The organism is Frankiales bacterium (assembly GCA_016125335.1).
Taxonomy (GTDB): domain Bacteria; phylum Actinomycetota; class Actinomycetes; order S36-B12; family CAIYMF01; genus Longivirga.
In genome coordinates, this window is record WGLY01000018.1 from 1 (window position 1) to 18,460 (window position 18,460).

19 protein-coding genes are annotated in these 18,460 nt (G+C 75.2%); 13 read left to right on the forward strand and 6 right to left on the reverse strand.

What is annotated here, in order from left to right:
• Nucleotides 1-939: hypothetical protein (locus tag GC157_11425; GenBank protein MBI1378074.1), on the forward strand; the 939-nt coding region annotated here is incomplete at its 5' end.
• Nucleotides 940-1,236: 297 nt separating this feature from the next.
• On the opposite strand, the gene GC157_11430 is transcribed toward GC157_11425, so the two are convergent.
• Nucleotides 1,237-1,860 (reverse strand): NADP oxidoreductase, encoded by a 624-nt coding sequence (locus GC157_11430; GenBank protein ID MBI1378075.1) that lies wholly within the window; start codon nt 1,858-1,860, stop codon nt 1,237-1,239.
• A 149-nt stretch (nt 1,861-2,009) separates the two neighbouring features.
• Here GC157_11430 and GC157_11435 point away from each other — a divergent pair, with 149 nt between their 5' ends.
• Nucleotides 2,010-3,218 carry a low temperature requirement protein A gene (locus tag GC157_11435; protein MBI1378076.1) on the forward strand — a complete coding sequence of 403 codons (1,209 nt, stop codon included), beginning with the start codon at nt 2,010-2,012 and terminating at the stop codon, nt 3,216-3,218.
• Nucleotides 3,219-3,221: 3 nt separating this feature from the next.
• Here the strand turns inward: GC157_11435 and GC157_11440 are convergent, their stop codons facing one another.
• Nucleotides 3,222-4,886, reverse strand: a complete 1,665-nt coding sequence (locus GC157_11440; protein ID MBI1378077.1) for a helicase — start codon at nt 4,884-4,886, stop codon at nt 3,222-3,224.
• Nucleotides 4,887-5,104: 218 nt separating this feature from the next.
• On the opposite strand from GC157_11440, the gene GC157_11445 reads away from it, so the two are divergent.
• The 3 genes from GC157_11445 (at nt 5,105) to GC157_11455 (ending at nt 7,680) form a co-directional block, all read left to right on the forward strand.
• Entirely contained in the window at nt 5,105-5,911 is an 807-nt protein-coding gene (locus tag GC157_11445) for a GNAT family N-acetyltransferase (GenBank protein MBI1378078.1), read from the forward strand.
• Nucleotides 5,908-7,017 (forward strand): o-succinylbenzoate synthase, encoded by a 1,110-nt coding sequence (gene menC, locus GC157_11450; protein MBI1378079.1) that lies wholly within the window; start codon nt 5,908-5,910, stop codon nt 7,015-7,017. The genes GC157_11445 and menC overlap by 4 nt, the downstream gene beginning before the upstream one ends.
• 120 nt (nt 7,018-7,137) lie before the next feature.
• Nucleotides 7,138-7,680, forward strand: a complete 543-nt coding sequence (locus GC157_11455) for a flavodoxin (GenBank protein MBI1378080.1) — start codon at nt 7,138-7,140, stop codon at nt 7,678-7,680.
• Between the two features lie 16 nt (nt 7,681-7,696).
• Here GC157_11455 and GC157_11460 read toward each other — a convergent pair whose 3' ends face one another.
• The gene (locus GC157_11460) at nt 7,697-10,105 is read right to left on the reverse strand and encodes a DNA-binding protein (protein ID MBI1378081.1); all 2,409 of its coding nucleotides are present in this window, start codon (nt 10,103-10,105) and stop codon (nt 7,697-7,699) included.
• Nucleotides 10,106-10,175: 70 nt separating this feature from the next.
• On the opposite strand from GC157_11460, the gene GC157_11465 reads away from it, so the two are divergent.
• From GC157_11465 to GC157_11480, 4 genes are all read left to right on the forward strand, one after another.
• Nucleotides 10,176-10,859, forward strand: a complete 684-nt coding sequence (locus tag GC157_11465) for an HAD hydrolase-like protein (GenBank protein MBI1378082.1) — start codon at nt 10,176-10,178, stop codon at nt 10,857-10,859.
• Complete coding sequence (locus tag GC157_11470; protein ID MBI1378083.1) at nt 10,856-11,839, forward strand: NAD-dependent epimerase/dehydratase family protein; 984 nt, start codon at nt 10,856-10,858, stop codon at nt 11,837-11,839. The genes GC157_11465 and GC157_11470 overlap by 4 nt, the downstream gene beginning before the upstream one ends.
• Nucleotides 11,840-11,978: 139 nt before the next feature.
• The gene (locus tag GC157_11475; protein MBI1378084.1) at nt 11,979-12,362 is read left to right on the forward strand and encodes a cold-shock protein; all 384 of its coding nucleotides are present in this window, start codon (nt 11,979-11,981) and stop codon (nt 12,360-12,362) included.
• 67 nt (nt 12,363-12,429) lie between these two features.
• A complete protein-coding gene (locus GC157_11480) occupies nt 12,430-13,773 on the forward strand; it encodes a DUF3027 domain-containing protein (protein ID MBI1378085.1) in 1,344 nt (447 codons plus the stop codon).
• Between the two features lie 6 nt (nt 13,774-13,779).
• Here GC157_11480 and GC157_11485 read toward each other — a convergent pair whose 3' ends face one another.
• Nucleotides 13,780-14,067, reverse strand: coding sequence for a DUF2530 domain-containing protein (locus tag GC157_11485; GenBank protein MBI1378086.1), 288 nt, complete (start codon nt 14,065-14,067; stop codon nt 13,780-13,782).
• 129 nt (nt 14,068-14,196) lie between these two features.
• Here GC157_11485 and GC157_11490 point away from each other — a divergent pair, with 129 nt between their 5' ends.
• Nucleotides 14,197-14,823 (forward strand): pentapeptide repeat-containing protein, encoded by a 627-nt coding sequence (locus GC157_11490; GenBank protein MBI1378087.1) that lies wholly within the window; start codon nt 14,197-14,199, stop codon nt 14,821-14,823.
• A gap of 15 nt (nt 14,824-14,838) precedes the next feature.
• Here GC157_11490 and GC157_11495 read toward each other — a convergent pair whose 3' ends face one another.
• On the reverse strand, nt 14,839-15,402 hold the full coding sequence (locus GC157_11495) for a hypothetical protein (GenBank protein ID MBI1378088.1): 564 nt from the start codon (nt 15,400-15,402) through the stop codon (nt 14,839-14,841).
• A 79-nt stretch (nt 15,403-15,481) separates the two neighbouring features.
• Between GC157_11495 and GC157_11500 the strand changes: the two genes are divergently transcribed.
• From GC157_11500 to GC157_11510, 3 genes are read left to right on the forward strand one after another with little or no spacing between them, the layout of a single operon-like run.
• A complete protein-coding gene (locus tag GC157_11500) occupies nt 15,482-16,258 on the forward strand; it encodes a maleylpyruvate isomerase family mycothiol-dependent enzyme (GenBank protein ID MBI1378089.1) in 777 nt (258 codons plus the stop codon).
• Nucleotide 16,259: 1 nt separating this feature from the next.
• Entirely contained in the window at nt 16,260-17,510 is a 1,251-nt protein-coding gene (locus tag GC157_11505; protein MBI1378090.1) for a methyltransferase, read from the forward strand.
• A 45-nt stretch (nt 17,511-17,555) separates the two neighbouring features.
• Nucleotides 17,556-18,035 (forward strand): GNAT family N-acetyltransferase, encoded by a 480-nt coding sequence (locus GC157_11510; protein ID MBI1378091.1) that lies wholly within the window; start codon nt 17,556-17,558, stop codon nt 18,033-18,035.
• 10 nt (nt 18,036-18,045) lie between these two features.
• Here the strand turns inward: GC157_11510 and GC157_11515 are convergent, their stop codons facing one another.
• Nucleotides 18,046-18,372, reverse strand: coding sequence for an RNA methyltransferase (locus GC157_11515; protein MBI1378092.1), 327 nt, complete (start codon nt 18,370-18,372; stop codon nt 18,046-18,048).
• Nucleotides 18,373-18,460: the final 88 nt, after the last annotated feature.

Below are 18,460 nucleotides of genomic sequence, written 5' to 3' on the forward strand. Positions count from 1 at the left end.
ACCGTCCGCGCCCACAAGGCCGTCGCAACGCGGGACGTGTACCGCCAGCCGATCGGCGACGGGATGGCGTTCCTCGGCGTCACCCACCAGGCTCCCGTGATCGACGCCGTGTTCGACGCGATCGAAGCGGCAGGAAAGGCGTTGCGCGCGCAGCGCGGCGGCGCCGATGCGCTGCGCGCCGGCAACGAGGGCGCCGCCTCCGGTGCGTGCCGCGCCGATGCGCTCGCCGCCCTCGTGCTCGGGACCCGCGACGAGGAGGGCGAGCTGGTCTACGACGCGTCGCGCACCCAGACCGAGCTGCACGTCGTCATGGACCTCGACACCCTGCGCGGCGAGCGCGACGGCCTCGCTCTCCTGAACGGCACGCCCATCCCCGCGCCCATCGCGCGGGAGGTCGCCGGTGTCGCCGAGCTCTGGCGCCGCGTGGTCGTGGACCCGGTCGACGGGCACCTGCTCGACTACGGCACCCGCCAGTACCTGCCGGCCGCGCTGCGTGAGCACGTGCTGCACCGCGACCCGGTCTGCCGCCGTCCCGGCTGCACCCGGCGGGCGCAGGAGATGGACCACGCCCTGCCGTTCCCCGAGGGCGCGAGCGACACGGCGAACTGCGGTGGGCTGTGCTCGCGCTGCCACCAGGTCAAGACCGCAGGGCACGCCACCATCGAGGGCAGCGCCGCGGACGGGTCCGGAACGTGGGTCACCCGATGGCGACAGCGCATCCGCATCCCGGCCCAGCCGGTCCTCGAACCACCACCCCGATCGGGACGACCAGGACTCGCACCGCCCACCGGGACACCGCAGCCGCCAGGTGCTGCTCCGGCACGCCCCGGTGTCGACGATCCGACCGACCGTCCCGCCGACGCCGACGCCGACGCCGACGCCGACGCGGCGAACGAGGAGCATCGGCTCGCCGACCCGCCGGAGCGACCGCCCTTCTGACCCCGCGCGTCCTGCGACCCGATCGCACGGGCGGAGCGTGCCACGAAGTCGGCGTGAGCCGTGTGCCACAGGAAGGTGTGCCCGCAGCGCGTAGACACCGCAGCCGCTCCTGAGCTGCCGGGGACTCCGTGGGCTCGGAGGAGCAGTGACGTCGCGTCGACAGAGCCGGTGTCCAGTACGCGGTGCATCTCGCCCACCACGGTCTGGCATCGTCACTTCGTCGCAGCGCGACCGGTGCAGAAGGAGAGCGCGCCCCGTCGGTGCGCCAGGTCGCGGCCGCTCCGGAGGTTCGACCTGTCAGCGGCCGAGCAGGGTGCGCAGCTCGTCCGCGGTGGCGTCCGCGCCGTAGGCGGGGGTGTCCGGCTGGAAGCGGCGTCCCTCGGAGAGGGGCCCGGCGTCGACGACGTCGAAGCCGAACGACTCGATGAGCCCCGTCACGACCTTCTTCGCGTCGTCGTCGTCGCCGGCGATGGGCAGGGCGCGGCGCCCCGCGGGCCCGGTGCGGTCGGCGTGCTCGATCAGGTGCTCGAAGTAGATGGCGTTGAAGGCCTTCACGACGCGGGCCCCGGGCAGCCGCGACGCGAGCAGCTCGCTGGACGTCGTGCGTCCTGCGTCGAGCTCGGCGAACTCGCCGTCGCGCTCGGTGTAGTAGTTGCAGGTGTCGACGACGACCTTGCCGCGCAGGGGCTCGGCGGGTACCGCGTCGATGGCCTTGAGCGGCACGGTCACCACCACCACCTCGCCCTCGTCCGCGGCCTCGGCGACCGTGGCTGCGCGGGCGTGGGGGCCGAGCTCGGCGACGAGCTGGTCGAGGGTCTGCGGGCCGCGGGAGTTCGACATGACGACGTCGTGCCCCTGCGCGACGGCCAGCCGGGCCAGGTTGCTGCCGATCCGGCCGCTGCCGATGAATCCGATGCGCATGCTGCGAGCGTACGTCCGGCCCGACGCCGATGCCGTGCGAGCGATGCGTCGTGCACCACGTGCGGACGTCGGCGCCCAGGCGGCGGGCGGTCGTTCGCCGGGAGCGGAGAGGCTGCCGCGGCGGTGGTCCCGCCGCTACGGTCCCCGCCATGTCCGACCAGCCTCACGGTTCCGGGGACGGCGCGGCGCCGCCCGCCGACCGGGCGCGCGACGGGTTCGTCGAGGTCGCCCGGGTCACCCCGCTGGAGCTGTTCTTCGACCTCGTCTTCGTCTTCGCCCTCACGCAGGTCACCGCCCTCATGGCGGCGGACCCCACCTGGCTCGGCCTGCTGCGCGGCATGGCCGTGCTCACGGTCCTGTGGTGGGCGTGGGTCGCGTACGTATGGATCGGCACCACGACCGATGCCGAGGACGGCGTGGCCCGGTTCGTGCTGCTCGTCGCGATGGGGGCCATGTTCGTGACGGCGCTCGCCGCGCCGGAGGCGTTCGGCCGCTACGGCGTCCTGTTCGGCGTCGCCTACTTCGTCGTGCGGCTGCTGCACGTGGTGATGTTCCGCGTGGTCGGGCGGCGCCAGCCGGACGTCGGCGCCGCGGTGGCGCGGCTGGCCCCGGGGCTGCTGCTCGGCTCCGCGCTCATCGTCGTCGCCGGGTTCCTGCCCGCCGGGTGGCCGCGCGGGGTGCTCTGGGCGACGGCGGTGCTCATCGACGTCGGGTCGCCGCTGGTGACGGGCACCCGCGGCTGGCACGTGAGCCCGCGCCACTTCGCCGAGCGGCACGGGCTGGTGATCATCATCGCGCTCGGCGAGTCGCTCGTGGCCGTGGGCCTGGGCGTGGCCGGCGTCGAGCTGGGGCCACGCATCGTCACGGCGGTGCTGCTCGGGTTCGTCGCCGTCGCGTGCCTGTGGTGGCTCTACTTCGACGTCGTCGCCATCGCGGCGGAGCGCCGGTTCGTCACGGCCGCCGTCGAGGACCGCAACGACATCGCCCGGGACTCCTACAACTACTTCCACCTGCCGATGGTCGCCGGCGTGGTGCTGCTCGCCCTCGGCCTCAAGAAGGTCTACGCCGACCTCGACTCGCCGCTCAAGCTCACCGTGTCAGTCGCGCTGCTGGGCGGCGCGGCGCTGTACCTGCTGGGCCACCTGCTGTTCCGGCGCCGCAACATGCGCTCCTGGAACGTCCAGCGGGCGGTCGCGATGGTGGTACTGCTCGCGCTCGTGCCCGTGGGCGTCCTGGCCCCCGCCTGGGTGTCGCTGGTGTGCCTCACCGCGACGCTCGTGGCCCTCGTGGCCTACGAGTCGCTGCACTTCGCGGCCGGCCGGCGTGCCCTGCGCACCGGCCATGCCACAGCCGGCTGAGGCTCAGGCGGGACGCGGGTCGATGTCGCCGTGCAGCACGTCGTCCTCGTCGACGATGCGGTACGCGTACCCCTGCTCGGCGAGGAAGCGCTGGCGGTGGGCGGCGAAGTCGGCGTCGACCGTGTCGCGCGCGACCACGGCGTAGAACCGCGCGGTGCGCCCGTCGGCCTTGGGGCGCAGCACCCGCCCGAGGCGCTGCGCCTCCTCCTGCCGCGACCCGAACGAGCCGGACACCTGGATCGCGACGCCGGCGTCGGGCAGGTCGATGGAGAAGTTGGCGACCTTCGACACGACGAGCACGCGGACCTCGCCGGCGCGGAACGCCTCGAAGAGCCGCTCGCGCTCCTTCACCGGGGTCTCGCCGGTGATCACCGGCGCATCGAGCCGCTCGCCGAGCTCGTGCAGCTGGTCGAGGTACTGGCCGATCACCAGGATGTGCTCGTCGGGGTGCCGCTCGACGAGCCGCTCGACGACGCGGTACTTGCGGTCCGACGACGCGGCCAGGCGGTAGCGGTCCTCGGGCTCGGCGGTGGCGTACACCAGCCGCTCGCGGTCGTCGAGCGTGAGGCGCACCTCGACGCAGTCGGCCGGGGCGATGTAGCCCTGCGACTCGATGTCCTTCCACGGGGCGTCGTAGCGCTTGGGGCCGATGAGCGAGAACACGTCGCCCTCGCGGCCGTCCTCGCGCACCAGCGTGGCGGTCAGGCCGAGCCGGCGCCGCGACTGGATGTCCGCGGTGAAGCGGAAGATCGGCGCGGGCAGCAGGTGCACCTCGTCGTACAGGATCAGGCCCCAGTCGCGCGAGTCGAACAGCTCGAGGTGCGAGTAGACGCCCTTGCGACGCGTCGTCATCACCTGGTACGTCGCGATCGTCACGGGACGGATGTCCTTGACGGTGCCGGAGTACTCGCCGATCTCGGCGTCGGTGAGCGTGGTGCGGCGCAGCAGCTCGTGCCGCCACTGGCGCGCCGAGACCGTGTTCGTGACGAGGATGAGGGTGGTCGCGGAGGCCATGGCCATGGCGGCCGCGCCGACGATGGTCTTGCCGGCGCCGCACGGCAGCACCACCACGCCGGAGCCGCCGTGCCAGAAGCCCTCGGCGGCCTCCTTCTGGTAGCTGCGCAGCGACCAGCCGTCCTCGCGCAGCGCGATGGGGTGCGCCTCGCCGTCCACGTAGCCGGCGTGGTCCTCGGCGGGCCAGCCGAGCTTGAGCAGCACCTGCTTGAGGTGGCCCCGCTCGGACGGGTGCACCACCACGGTGTCCGGCTCGATCCGCGCCCCCACCAACGGCTCGACCTTCTTGCTGCGCAGCACCTCCTCGAGCACCGCGCGGTCGAACGCGTGCAGCACCAGGCCGTGCGCCGGGTGGTTCTGCAGCTCGAGGCGGCCGTAGCGGCCCATGGTGTCGGCGACGTCGACCAGCAGGGCGTGGGGGACGGCGTAGCGCGAGTAGCGCAGCAGCGTGTCGACCACGCCCTCGGCGTCGTGGCCGGCGGCCCGCGCGTTCCAGAGCCCCAGTGGGCTCAGGCGGTACGTGTGGATGTGCTCGGGCGCGCGCTCGAGCTCGGCGAACGGGGCGATCGCGTGACGGCACTCCTCGGCCAGCGGGTGGTCGACCTCGAGCAGCAGGGTCTTGTCGCTCTGCACGATCAGGGGTCCGTCGGTCATCGGACCAGTCTCCCATCCCCCCAGGATCCGCACGTCACTGGTGAAACGGTCGCCTCCCGGGCCGGGACGCGACCGTTTCACCAGTGACATCGATGCCGGGCGGGGTGCGGGCCTACGGTGTCCCCGTGGCGGGCGAGGAGCGGGACGGCCGGGCGGTCGCGGCGGAGGTCGTGGACGCCGCCGGCCGTGCATCGGACGCGGCCGCCGAGCGGGCCGGCGTGCAGGTGCGGGCGCTGCACGCCCACCGCGAGCTCACCGAGGCCCGCGCGATCTGGGACGCCGTGTGGCCCACCGTCCCGGGGGCCACGGAGATCACCGGCAACCTGCTGCGGGCGATGGAGCATGCCGGCGGCTACGTCGGAGGCGCCTACGCAGGCGGCACGATGGTGGGCGCGTGCCTGGCCTTCGTCGGGCGCGCCCGCGGCGAGCACGGCTGGCACACCCACCTGCACTCGCACGTGGCGGCCGCGCTGCCAGGCCGCGCCGACCGCGGGATCGGCACGGCGCTCAAGCTGCACCAGCGGGCCTGGGCCCTGGGCCAGGACATCGACCGGATCGTGTGGACGTTCGACCCCCTCGTGCGCCGCAACGCCCGGCTCAACCTCGTGAAGCTCGGCGGCGTCGGCGTCGAGTACCTCGTGAACTTCTACGGCCAGATGGACGACGCGCTCAACGCGGGCGAGGAGAGCGACCGGCTGCTGCTGCGGTGGGACCTCGCGTCCGACCGCGTCGTCGACGCCCTCGCCGGTGCCGCGGCGCCGATGAGCCGCGACGCCTGGCGCGCCCTCGGCGCGACCGACCGGCTGCTGGCCGGCGAGGACGGCCCGGAGCTGGTCGAGACCTCCTCGCCGCTGGTGCTGGTGGCCGTGCCGGACGACATCGTCGACGTCCGCAGGTTCGACCTGCCGCTGGCACGGGCCTGGCGCCACCAGGTGCGCGCCGCGCTGGAGCCGCTCGTTCGGGAAGGAGGCCGGGTCGTGGGGCTCACCACGGACGGCTGCTACGTGGTGGAGGTCGCATCGTGAGGATCGCCCAGGTCGACGTGCACACGCTGGCGCTGCCGCTGGTGCGCCCGTTCCGCACGTCGTTCGGCACCGAGTACACCAAGACGGTGCTCGTGCTCGAGGTGACGACGGACGACGGCACCGTCGGCTGGGGCGAGTGCGTCGCGGCGACCGACCCGCTGTACAGCCACGAGTTCAACGACGCCGCCCTGCTCGTGTGGCGCGACTTCCTGGTGCCGCGCGTGATGGGCCGCGACCTCACCGCGGAGGAGGTGCCGGCGCTGCTCGCCCCGGTCCGCGGGCACCCCATGGCCCGGGGCGCGCTCGAGCTCGGGGTGCTCGACGCCCAGCTCCGCGCGGAGGGCCGCTCGCTGGCGGCCTACCTCGGCTCCACCCGCGACGAGATCCCCTGCGGCGTCTCCACCGGGATCCCGGACGACGACTCGCTCGACACGCTGCTGGCCGAGGTCGCGGGCTACGTCGAGGCCGGCTACCGCCGGATCAAGCTGAAGATCCAGCCCGGGTGGGACGTCGTCCCCACGCGCCTGGTGCGCGAGACGTGGCCGGACATCCCCCTGCAGGTCGACGCCAACCAGGCCTACAGCCGCCACGACATCGACCACCTCGTGGCCCTCGACGAGTTCGACCTCCTGCTCATCGAGCAGCCGATCCACGAGGAGGACTACCTCGGGCACAAGCTGCTCGCCGAGCGCATGCGCACGCCGATGTGCCTCGACGAGTCCGTGCTCTCCGTCGACAACGCCGAGTCGCTCATCGACTACGGCGCCTGCGAGATCGTCAACATCAAGGCCGGCCGGGTGGGCGGCTACCTGTCGGCCAAGGCGATCCACGACATGGCCCTGGCCCGCGGCGTGCCGGTGTGGTGCGGCGGGATGGTCGAGACCGGCCTCGGCCGCGCGGCCAACGTGGCGCTGGCCTCGCTGCCCGGCTTCACCCTGCCGGGCGACACCAGCGCCAGCGACCGCTTCTTCACCCAGGACCTCACCGAGCCGTTCGTGATGAGCCCCGACGGCATGATGTCGGTCCCCACCGGCCCGGGCCTCGGCCGCACCCCGCTGCCCGAGGTGCTCGAGGAGCTGCGCCTGGACCGCGCCCGGTTGTCCTGAGGACGCCGCCCCGCGCGCGGCAGGCGAGCCTGCCCTGCGCCCGCGGTGGCTGCCCCCGCTCGACCGACGTCCCACCCGGTCACCGGCGTACCGTCCGAGGTGTACCGAGGGAGGTGCGCCATGCGTGCTCTGATCGTGTACGAGTCCATGTACGGCAACACCCGCGCGATCGCCGAGGCGATCGCCGAGGGCCTGCGCGAGCACGGCGACGCCGACGTCGTGGACGTCGGGTCGGTGAGCGCCGAGCAGGTGGCCCACACGGACCTGCTCGTCGTCGGCGGACCCACCCACGTGCACGGGATGTCGTCCACGACGTCGCGCCGGTCCGCGGCGGACCGCGCGCACGAGGAGGGCAGCGAGCTGGTGCTCGAGCCCGGTGTCCCGGGACTGGTCGGGCTGCGCAGCTGGTTCGACGCGATGCCCCAGGTGCGCGGGCACGGCACGCCCGCCGCGGCCTTCGACACCCGCGCGAACGCCGCGCTGCTGCTCACCGGGCGCGCCTCGCGCGGCATCGCCACGCGGCTCACCCGCCACGGCTACCAGCTCGTGACGCCGCCCGAGAGCTTCCTGGTCGACAAGAACAGCCATCTGCTGCCCGGTGAGCTCGAGCGGGCGACGGCGTGGGCCCGCACCGCGCTCGGCCCCTCGCTCGGCGCGCGCTGACCTCTGGGCGCGCGGCTCAGCCGGCCGGGTCGGCCACTGCGGCGACGCCGGTGACCCGGGCCACGGTGAAGGTGCGCACCTCGGCGGAGCGCAGGTCGTAGGCGGTGAGGAAGCCGCCCTCGAGACGCAGCGGCTCGACCACGCGCTCGGTGGTCGTGCCGGTGGAGTCGGCGTAGCCGATCCACACCGGCCGCCGCTCGTCGAGGGCCTCGCGCAGCGCGGCCAGGGTGTCGCCCGTGCTCGACCGCGGGAGCCGTCCGGATCCCTCGCCCTCCGGCAGCGCCGGCGGCCGGTGCGCCGCCGCCGTCTCGCCCGCGCGCAGCGCGCGCACGGCCGCGCCGAGCATCGCCTCGGTGGGGGCCGGCGGCTCGCCCGACACGCGCGGAGGGCGCGGGCGCGGGGGAGTGCGCCGCTCGTCCGGCCGGCGGACGACGACGGCGCCCTCGCTGTTCTCGGCGCTGGGCGAGAAGCCGGCCTCGCGCAGGCGGTCGAGCACGACGTCGACCGGCGAGGAGGCGGCGAGCACGGTGTCGGCCAGGCGCACGAGCCGCAGGCCGGCCAGCCGCCGGTCGGCCAGGATCGTGGTGACCGTCGTCGGGTCGTCGCAGCGCACGTACGCCGAGGCGACCCCCACCCGCACGGCGCCGTGGCGGCGGGCGACGTCGAGCACGAGGTACTCCAGCGTCTGCGGCACCGGCGTTCGCGACCGCTGCGCCAGCAGCGCCAGCACGTCGGCGGCGCTGCGCCCGGCGTCGAGGGCGCGCCGCACGGACGGCTCGCTGAACCGGTAGACCGTGGCGCCGCCGGTGGACTCGACGTCGGCGAGCAGGGCGAGCTCGCGCGCCAGCTCGCCCTCCAGCGGACCGGGTGCCACCGCGGTGAGGTCCGCCTGGAGCAGCACGTGGTCGAGCGGGGTGGGCAGCACCGCGTCGAGCGCGCGCACCACCTCGGTGGGGACGGGGGTGCGCCCCGGCAGCCGGGTGGCCGCCCGGGCCTCGGCCGCGGACTCCTCCGCCGACGTGGCCGCCAGCAGCGCGCGCCCGTGCGTGGACAGCGCCCCGAGCCCGGTGACGCCGATCCGCTCGGCCTCCTCGGGCGCGGCCTCGACCACCTCGGTCCACAGCGCCGACGTGCGGCGCGGCCGCCGCCAGCGCAGCCGTGCCATGAGCGAGGAGTGCGACGGCGCCTGCCCCGGGCCGAGCCCGGCGAGCTCGTCGAGCACGGTGCGCCGCGCGTCCGGGGACAGTGCGCGGTCGGTGTCGCGGGCCAGCGCGTTGACCCGGGAGCCGCCGTCGTCGCGACGCGACACCAGCACCGGGGTGCGGGTCATGAGCAGCCAGGTCTGGGCCAGCAGCGCCCAGCGCTCGGCCGTGGGCCGGGCCCGCCACGCGTCGAAGGCCGGGGTGGGCAGCCAGGCCTCGTCGACCTCCCCGTCGGGGGCGAGCAGCCCCGCCGCGTACGCCGTCTCCACGACCAGCGCCGCGCCCTCCTCGTCGACGTCGAGCGCTGTCGCGGTGCGGGCGAGGTCGCGCACCGACAGGCCGCCGCTGCGCAGCACGCCCGGCGGAGCCGTCGACCACGCGTCGAGGAGGTCCTCCACGAGGCGGGTGAACCCGAACGCCTGCTGGCCGGCCGTGCGGTCGACGAGGTCGGGGGTGCGGTCGGCGTGCTCGAGCAGCGGCGGATCGGGCTGCGGGTCGCGCACCAGGGCACCGCCGCGCAGGGCGAGCGCCACCTCGCGGGGGACCACGACGGTGTCGGACGCCGTGGGCTCGAGGAGGTGGTGCGCGAGCAGCCACTCCACCGGCGTCCTGGGGTCGTCCACGGCACGGTCGGCGCCCTCGACCCGGCCGACGGGCGGACCCCACACCAGGCGCTCGAGCGCCTCGCGCGCCCCCTCGGGCGCGTCGGCCAGCACGCGCTCCACCTCGGCGGGGTCCTCGGCGTAGACGGCGACGCCGCGCCGCGAGGTCGCCATGGCCGGCCCGAGCCCCGCCGGGTGCGGGCCGAGCGCCTCGCGCACGGGGCGCACCAGGTGCAGGTCGTCGTCGGACCCCCACACCAGCGCGAGCGCCCGCAGCCGCGCGACGACGGGGTCGAGCCGTTCGCCGCCGACGCCGGGCAGCCCGGCCAGCAGGTCGGCGCGGGTCGCGGGGTCGGGCAGGGCGCCCAGGGCGGTCACGACGTCGAGCGCGAAGGCGTCGAGGCGGTCGAGCGCGCGGGCGGTGGACGGTCCCGTGGTGGCCCGCGTGGACAGCGCGCCGAGGTCCGCGGGCACCGGGTGGAGCAGGTCCGGGCGCAGCCGCAGCAGCTCGGCGAGCTCGGCGTCGGAGCGGGCCCGCAGGTCCTCCGCCAGCGAGCGGGCGCGCGGCCCCGCGGGCGGGCCCCCGCCGGGGGTCGCCTGGTTCCTGCGCTGCGCGGCCATCCGCACGAATTTACGCGAGGACGCCGCGACCCGGCCAACGCGCGGACCCGGAGGGCCATAGGGTCCCCGTGTGGCGGTGATCGGCTTCGACCTGGACATGACCCTGGTCGACTCGGCCGACGCCATCGTCGAGTGCGTCTCGCACACCGCGACCACGTTCGGCTTCGTGGCCGACCCGGACCACGTGCGCGCCACTGTGGGGCTGCCGCTGGACCGGGTGTTCCCCGACGTCGTGCCCGGCGTCCCCTACGAGGACGCCCTCGCGGTCTACCGGGCGCGCTACCTCTCGCACGGGCTCGCGATGCAGACGCTGCTGCCCGGGGCCGACGAGGCGCTGCGCATGGTCGTGGGCGACGGCTACCGCGTCGTGGTCGTGAGCGCGAAGAAGGACACCCACGTGCAGGCGGTGCTCGACACCGTGGGGCTCGCGGCGTACGTCGACGACGTCGTCGGCGAGCGGTTCGCCGACACCAAGGCGGACGCCCTGCGCGAGCGGGCCGCGCTGGCCTACGTCGGCGACCACCCGGGCGACGTCGCCGGCGCGCTCGGCGCCGGTGCCGTGGCCGTGGCGGTGGCCACCGGGCCGAGCAGCCGCGAGGCGCTGCTCGCCGCGGGCGGCGACCCGGTGCTCGACGACCTGACCCAGTTCGGCGCGTGGTGGCGGCCGTGGGCCGCCGCGCGCGACGGGCGGAGCTCGACGACGTCCCCGGGAACGGCCGTTCCCGGGCTGGCAGCGCAGGAGGCGGGCCGATGAGGGTCCTCATGATCGGCGGCACGCGCTTCGTGGGCAGGCACATCGCCCGCGCGGCGCTCACGATGGGCCACGAGCTCACCCTGGTGCACCGGACCCCCACGGACCTGCTGCCGGAGGCCGAGCACCTGCTGCTCGACCGCGACGGCGACCTCGGCGTGCTGCGCGACCGCGAGTGGGACGCCACCGTGGACGTGTCGGCGTACTTCCCCGGGCAGGTCGCGTCCCTGCACGACGCCCTCGGCGACCGTGGCGGCCGCAACCTGGTGATCTCCTCGACGTCGGTCTACGCCCCGCCGGCCGCGCCCGGCTTCGACGAGAGCTCGCCGACGGTGGCGCCCGCGCCGGAGGGCACCACGGAGGTCACTGAGGAGACATACGGCCCGCTCAAGGTGTCGATCGAGCTGCTCTCCCGCGAGCTCTACGGCGAGCGCTCGACGGTGGTCCGTCCCACGTACGTGATCGGGCCCTGGGACTACACGCAGCGCTTCACCTACTGGGTGCAGCGCGTGGCGGAGGGCGGTGAGGTGCTCGCGCCCGGCGACCCGGGCGACCCGATCCAGGTGATCGACGCGCGCGACATGGGGTCGTGGATCGTGCGCCTGCTCGAGGGCGACGTCGCCGGCACGTTCCACGCGGTGAGCCCGCCGCCGGTGTTCACCTTCGGCGAGCTGCTCGCAGACGTCGTCGCCGCTGTCGCCCCGGCCGGCACCACGCTCACCTGGCCGGCGGCCGACTGGCTCACCGCGCAGGGCCTGGACGACACCTCGCTCCCGCTGTGGGGCGCGGGCGACCCCTGGATCGCGGTGAACACCGCCGACCCGGCCGCGGCCCGCGCCACCGGGCTCTCGCCGCGCACGCTGCGCCAGTCGGTCGTCGAGATCCTCGAGCACACCGTGCGCCACCCCGCCGCGCTGCGCCCGGGGCAGCTCACCCGCGAGCGCGAGCGCGAGCTGCTCGCGGCCTGGCACGCGGTCTCCTAGCGCGTCGTCCTCTCCCCGCGACTGCTCCCGGGCCGCTCACGCGGCATCGCGGTTGGGTGCGGGGGCGACCCCGGACTAGCCTGAGCGGACGCCTGGTGCGATCCCGGCGACTGACGACGACGAAGGACGCGTGAGCACGGTGCCTACCGGCAAGGTCAAGTGGTACGACAGCGAGAAGGGCTTCGGCTTCCTCGCCACCGAGGAGGGGGACGAGGTCTTCCTGCACGCCTCGGCACTGCCGGCCGGCGTGGAGACCCTCAAGGCGGGCACCCGGCTCGAGTTCGGCATCGCCGACGGCAAGCGCGGCCCGCAGGCCCTGTCCGTGCGCCTGCTCGACCCGCAGCCCAGCGTGGTGAAGGCCGCGCGCAAGCCCGCCGACGACATGGCGGTCATCCTCGAGGACCTCATCAAGCTGCTCGACGGCGTCTCCAACCAGATGCGCCGGGGCCGCTACCCCGACGACCGGTCGGCGCGCAACGTCGCGGCCATGCTGCGCAAGGTGGCCGAGGACCTCGACGCGTGAGGCCGGGCGCCCCTCGGCGTCCGGGGGCGCGTGGCGCCGCGGCGTCCGGGTGGGCGAGGATGGTCGCGTGAACGACACCCCCACGGCCCCCGACGACGCGCTCGCCGCAGCAGTCGACCTCGCGCGCGACGCCGCGGTCGAGGTCGCCCCGCCCGGCCACGTAGGCGGGCACGTCGAGTCGCTGGCCGAGGGCGAGCACGTCGTCACCCACCTGTTCGAGAGCCTCGCCCCGGGCTACCGCGGCTGGCGCTGGGCCGTCACGGTCGTGCGCACCGACGGCGAGGACGCCCCGGCCACTGTCGCCGAGGTGGTGCTGCTGCCCGGCCCCGAGTCGCTGCTCGCCCCGGCGTGGGTGCCGTGGGACCAGCGGGTGCGTCCCGGCGACCTCGCCCCCGGCGACCTCTACCCCACCGCCCCGGACGACCCGCGCCTCGAGCCGGGCTACACCGGCGTCGACGCCCTCGAGGCCGCCGACGAGACCGCCTCGCCGGTCGCGCCGCTGCGCCCGGAGCAGTGGGAGCTCGGCCTGGGCCGCGAGACCGTGCTCTCCGCCTACGGGCGCGACCTGGCGGTCGAGCGCTGGGAGGAGGGCGACTTCGGCCCGGGGTCGGCCATGGCGAAGGCCGCGCCCGGCACGTGCCGCACGTGCGGCTTCCTGCTGCCCGTGGGTGGCGCCGTCGGGCAGGCGTTCGGCGTCTGCGCCAACAGCTTCGGCGCCGACGGCCGCGTGGTGTCGCTCGAGTACGGCTGCGGCGCGCACTCCAGCGTCCGCGAGATCGAGGGCACCGGCGTGCCGGTGACCGAGATCGTCGTGGACGACGAGGTGCTCGACCGCGTCGACCTGCGCGAGGGCGCACCGGTCGACTCCGCGGAGGCGGCCCGGATCGGTGCGGAGAGCGCCGCCGCGGAGCTCGACGGGCTCGCCGGCGCGGAGCTCACCGACGTCGTGTCGGTGAGCGGGGCGGACGATCTCGCGGCGCTCGACGCCGACGAGCTGCTGCTCTCCTCGCGCGACGACGACGCCTCGCTGTTCCCCCTCTCCGAGGTGGTCGGCGCCGACGCGGACCAGGACTCGACCGACGACGCCGCCGGCCAGGAGGTCGGCGACGTGCTCGAGGACGACCACGACGACGACGACCTCGACAGCGACCACGAGGACGCCGAGGACCTCGAGGACCTCGAGGACCTCGCCGACGACGAGGACGACGACGACGAGGACGACCACGACGAGGACGACGACGACGAGGACGACGACGAGGACGACCACGACGAGGACGACGACCTCGAGGACGACGAGGACGAGGACGACGACGACCTCGAGGAGGACGACCTCGAGGACGAGGACGAGCTCGAGGACGACGACGAGCTCGACGACGTCGAGGACATCGAGCCCGACGAGACCCTGGGCTAGCGCGGCTCAGCGGGCGGCGCGGTAGGCGTCGCGCCGGCGGCGCACGTACCAGAGGCCGGGCAGGCCCAGCGCCACGCCGGACACGCACACCCAGATCCACCAGCCGCGACCGGCGTCCTCGAGCGGGCCGCGCAGCACGAGGCACGCCGCGAGGGCGACCGCCCAGGCCAGCGTGCCGATGGCGACCGCGGCGACGCCGTCGACGTCGAGGGGCTCGGGCGCCTCGGTGTCCGCAGCGCTCCCGGATCCGCCCGAGGACGGTGTCGCGGGGGCCCCGGCGTCCGGATCGCTCATGGTTCGAGGCTACCGGTGCGCCGCCCGACCGTAGGGTGTGCGCCGTGGATCCCCGCACGCGCCGCACGCTCACGCTGGCCGTCCTCGCCGTGTCGGTGCTCCTCGTCGTCGGGGCGGCCTGGTTCGGCCGTGGCTGAGCGCCGGGGCGGGCGGCCCGTCCCCGCCACCGACCACGAGGTCCGCGACGAGGACTGGGACGGCCGGACGATGACCGGCGAGACGTTCGCGCGCGTGGCGTTCGTCGACGTCGACATGACCGAGCTCGCCGACGACGGCTGCACGTTCGAGGAGTGCACGTTCCGGGGCGTGCGGTTCAACGCCTCCACCCACACCAACGCCGCTTTCCTGTCCTGCACCTTCATCCGCTGCTCGTTCTTCGACGCGCGGTTCGTCTCGTGCAAGCTGCTCGGCTCGACGTTCGACCGCTGCACCTTCGCGCCGGTGCGGGTGGAGGGCGGCGACTGGTCGTTCGTCGACCTCGCCGGCGCGGACCTGCGCCGCTCGCAGCTGCGCGGGGCGCGGATGCGCGAGGCGGACCTGGTGAACGTGCGGGCCGAGGACGCCGTGCTGCGCGACCTCGACCTCACCGGCGCCGTGCTGACCGGGGCCGACCTGTCCGGCGCCGACCTGCGCGGGTCCGACCTGTCCACCCTCGAGCCGCTCGCCGTGCGCCTCGCCGGTGCCGTCGTCGACGTCACGCAGTCGGTCCAGCTCGCCACCGCGCTCGGCCTCGACGTGCGCCCGGACGAGCGCTAGACCGTCGAGCCCTCGTCAGGCGGTCTGGAGCAGCAGCACCTTGTCGCCGGGCTTCCACGGGTCGCTGCCGGAGAAGTGCACCGGCACGGTGGCCCCGGCCGGCACGTCGGTGACGACGGTGGTCGTCGTCGCCACGAGCTGGCCGCCGATGTAGACGTAGAGCACGAGGGTGGCGCTGCGGGTGCCCGTGGCGGTGTTGCGCGCGGTGGTGTCCACGCCGAGCGTCCCGGTGTTGGTGATGCGCCACGAGCCCAGCCGCCAGCCGTCGGCCGACGTCGACGTCGTGGCCGGGGCCGGCGGCGCCGCCCCGGTGGGCGAGGCCGCCGTGGGCGTCGGCGTGGAGGAGTCGGCGGTGGGCGCGGGGGAGGAGCCGGTGTCCGACGCGCTGGGCGCCGGGGTCGACGGGCTCGCCGGGGCGGACGTCGACCCGCTGGGGACCGCCACGGGCCGGGAGCCGCCGATCTGGCCCCACACCGCGCCGGCGATCAGGCCGAGGACGGCGGCGACGGCGAGCGAGACGGCGATGATCGCGCCCGCGGGCATGGCCCCGCGGTCGGAGGACGTCGGTCGGCTCGGCACGCGTCCACCCTAGGTCGAGCGCGGAGCCGGCGTCGCGCAGGGCGGGATCGCCGTCACCCCCGGATGGGAGGATCGGGCCATGTCCGAGCAGCCCAGCATCGACGGCACGAGGCTCGACCCGGCCGTCTACCTCGAGCACGTGGACTCCGAGGCGGCCGCGCTGCTCGCCGCCGCGGACGACCTGGAGGCGGCGGTGCCCGGGTGCCCAGGCTGGACCGTGCGCGACCTGCTCTCGCACGTCGTCGGCGTCTACCGGCACAAGATCGTGGTCCTCGACACCGACGCGCAGCCGCCCGCCCGCGACGACGCGTGGGGCGCCATCCCCGACGGCGCCGACCCCCGCGACGTGCTGCGCGAGGTGCACGCCGCGCTGCGCGAGCGGCTGCGGGCGCGCGAGGCGTCCGCGCCCACCTACGCCTGGTGGCCGCCGGAGCAGACCGTGGGCTTCTGGCAGCGCCGCATGGCGCAGGAGACGGCCGTGCACCGGTGGGACGCCGAGTCCGCGCGCGACGGCGTCGACGGCGCCAGCCCGGTCGACGCCGACCTCGCCGCCGACGGGATCGACGAGCTCCTGGGCTGGCTCACATGGCCGTGGGACGACGACCCGCAGTCGGCCGCGTCCGGCCAGTCGGTGGTGGTCTCGACGGCCGACCACACCTGGACCGTCACCCTGCACCCCACGCGCGTCGAGGTGGCCGGCGGCGGCAGCGACGACGCCGTGGCCCTCCTGGCCGGTGAGCCGTCGGGCCTGCTCCTGCACCTGTGGGGCCGGCCGGGCGAGCACGGCGTCGCCGTGGCCGGCGACGAGACCGCGCTCGCGCTGCTGCGCGAGCGGCTCGCGACGGCGACCACCTGACGTGGCCGCGTCCTGGGAGGAGGTCCGCCCGCAGGTCCGAGCCGCGCTGCTCGACACCGGGTCGCTGGTGCGGGCCATCGGGGCGGGACGCCGGCGCGGGGTGCCGCTGACGTGGCGCCGGGCCGAGCTGCGGCCGGTGGCGCTCAAGGGCGGCGTGCGGCTCCAGGTGACGACGTACGACGAGCGCCAGGCCCACACCGCCAACCACGACGCCGGCTCCGCGCCGGCCGCGGTCGACGCGCTGCTCGACCAGGGCTTCGGCAACTGGCACGTCGAGACGGCCGACGAGGTCGTGCAGGTGCGGATCACCAAGAAGGGCGACGCGCTGGTGCACCGCGAACGGCGCGCGGCCCCGGTCGAGCTCGCACCGGCGGCGCACGACCGCGCGAAGCCGCGCCTGTTCGACGTCGAGCACCCGGACGTGCGGGACTTCCTCGTCGCCGTCGGCGTGGCCGACCGCGACGGCCGGGTGAAGCCGTCGCGGCGCGACAAGTACGTGCAGGTCGAGGAGTTCGTGCGGCTGCTCGACTCCGCCGTGGAGGCCGCCCGCACCGCGGGGGCGCTGCCGGACCCGACCCCGGAGTCCCCGTGGCACCTCGTCGACCTCGGGTGCGGGCACGCCTACCTCACCGTGGGGGCCTACGTGTGGCTCGCCCGGGTGCGCGGCCTGCCGGTGCTCGTGCGCGGCGTCGACGTGCGCGAGACGTCGATGCGGCGCAACGCGGAGCTGGCCCAGCAGCTGGGCTGGTCGCACGGGCTGGCGTTCGAGGCCGCCACGATCCTCGAGGCCGCCGACGAGCCCCGTCCGCACATCGTCGTGGCGCTGCACGCGTGCGACACCGCCACCGACGACGCCCTGGCCCGGGCCGTCCGCTGGGAGGCGCCGGTCGTGCTCGCGGCCCCGTGCTGCCACCACGACGTGCAGGCCCAGCTCGCCGGGCAGGAGCCCCCGCCGCCGTACGCCGTCGTCACCCGCCACGGCCTGCTGCGCGAGCGGTTCCTCGACGTGCTCACCGACACCGTGCGGGCCGCGCTGCTGCGCATCGTGGGCTACCGCGTCGACACGGTCGAGTTCGTCAGCGACGAGCACACGCCGCGCAACCTGCTGATCCGGGCGGTGCGCACCGGTGCGCCCCCCACGGCGGCCGACCTCGCCGACTACGACGCCCTGGTCGGGTCGTGGGGCTTCCGGCCCGCCCTGGCCGCCCGGCTCGACGACGTCCTCGCCCGGGCCCGCGCCGTCGCCCGCTGAGGAACTCGGGTGCCCGCGCGAGCTCGGCGGCGGCACCATGACGGCATGCCCCGTGACGATGCCGTCGTGACGCTGCGCGAGGTCACCGACGAGAACCGCGCGGACGTCGAGGCGCTGAGCGTGACTCCCGAGCAGGCGCACTACGTCGCGCCGAACACCCAGTCCTTCCAGGACGCGCTCGAGACACCTGAGGCGTGCCCGTGGTTCCGGGCGGTCTACGCCGACGACACGCCCGTCGGGTTCGTGATGATCAGCGACGGGGTCCCCGAGTCGGACGACGAGCTCCTCGGGCCGTACTACCTCTGGCGGCTCATGATCGACACCCGGTGGCAGCGCCGCGGCTACGGGACCGCAGCCCTCGACCTCGTGGTCGAGCACGTGCGCGGGCGTCCGGGGGCCCGGAGGCTGCTGTCGTCGATCGTGCCGGGAGAGGTGGCCTCGCCTCGGGAGTTCTACCTGCGGTACGGGTTCCGGCTGACCGGCGAGTGGCACGACGGCGAGGAGGTCACGGAGCTGCTGCTGTAGCCGGTCCGCGTCAGCGTCGCGGCGGGAGCGTGCGGACGAACGCCTCGGCCTTGACCAGCCAGGCGCCCAGCGCCCGCCCGCGCAGGCCCGCGGGGGCGACGTACACCATGCCCCGGCTCGGCCTGCCGGTGAAGTCCATGGGCCGCACGTGCGGGCGCTCCAGCGCATGCTCGGCCGCCTCCGGCCCGAGGCGCAGCATGAGGTCGTCGCTCACCACCCCGCACAGCATGTGCCCGTCGAGCAGGAAGCACAGGCCGCCGAACATCCTCCGCTCGGTCAGCTCGCCGTCCGGCGCGGCGCCGCGGATGCGCTCGGCCAGCCGCTCGTCGTAGGCCATCGCTCACCTCACGGTTCGGGTGTCGGTCGCGCGTGGCCGTGGCGTGGCGCGAGCGCGGCAGGATCGTGCGGTCGACCGCCAGGGTGGC

What these genes read in the sequence shown, in the direction of transcription:
- GC157_11460 (MBI1378081.1), bottom strand. Translation starts at nt 10,105, where the DNA reads ATGGCCGCGCAGCGCAGGAACCAGGCGACCCCCGGCGGGGGCCCGCCC.
- GC157_11440 (MBI1378077.1), bottom strand. Translation starts at nt 4,886, where the DNA reads ATGACCGACGGACCCCTGATCGTGCAGAGCGACAAGACCCTGCTGCTC.
- GC157_11510 (MBI1378091.1), top strand. Translation starts at nt 17,556, where the DNA reads ATGCCCCGTGACGATGCCGTCGTGACGCTGCGCGAGGTCACCGACGAG.
- GC157_11500 (MBI1378089.1), top strand. Translation starts at nt 15,482, where the DNA reads ATGTCCGAGCAGCCCAGCATCGACGGCACGAGGCTCGACCCGGCCGTC.
- GC157_11485 (MBI1378086.1), bottom strand. Translation starts at nt 14,067, where the DNA reads ATGAGCGATCCGGACGCCGGGGCCCCCGCGACACCGTCCTCGGGCGGA.
- GC157_11470 (MBI1378083.1), top strand. Translation starts at nt 10,856, where the DNA reads ATGAGGGTCCTCATGATCGGCGGCACGCGCTTCGTGGGCAGGCACATC.
- GC157_11430 (MBI1378075.1), bottom strand. Translation starts at nt 1,860, where the DNA reads ATGCGCATCGGATTCATCGGCAGCGGCCGGATCGGCAGCAACCTGGCC.
- GC157_11455 (MBI1378080.1), top strand. Translation starts at nt 7,138, where the DNA reads ATGCGTGCTCTGATCGTGTACGAGTCCATGTACGGCAACACCCGCGCG.
- GC157_11435 (MBI1378076.1), top strand. Translation starts at nt 2,010, where the DNA reads ATGTCCGACCAGCCTCACGGTTCCGGGGACGGCGCGGCGCCGCCCGCC.
- GC157_11515 (MBI1378092.1), bottom strand. Translation starts at nt 18,372, where the DNA reads ATGGCCTACGACGAGCGGCTGGCCGAGCGCATCCGCGGCGCCGCGCCG.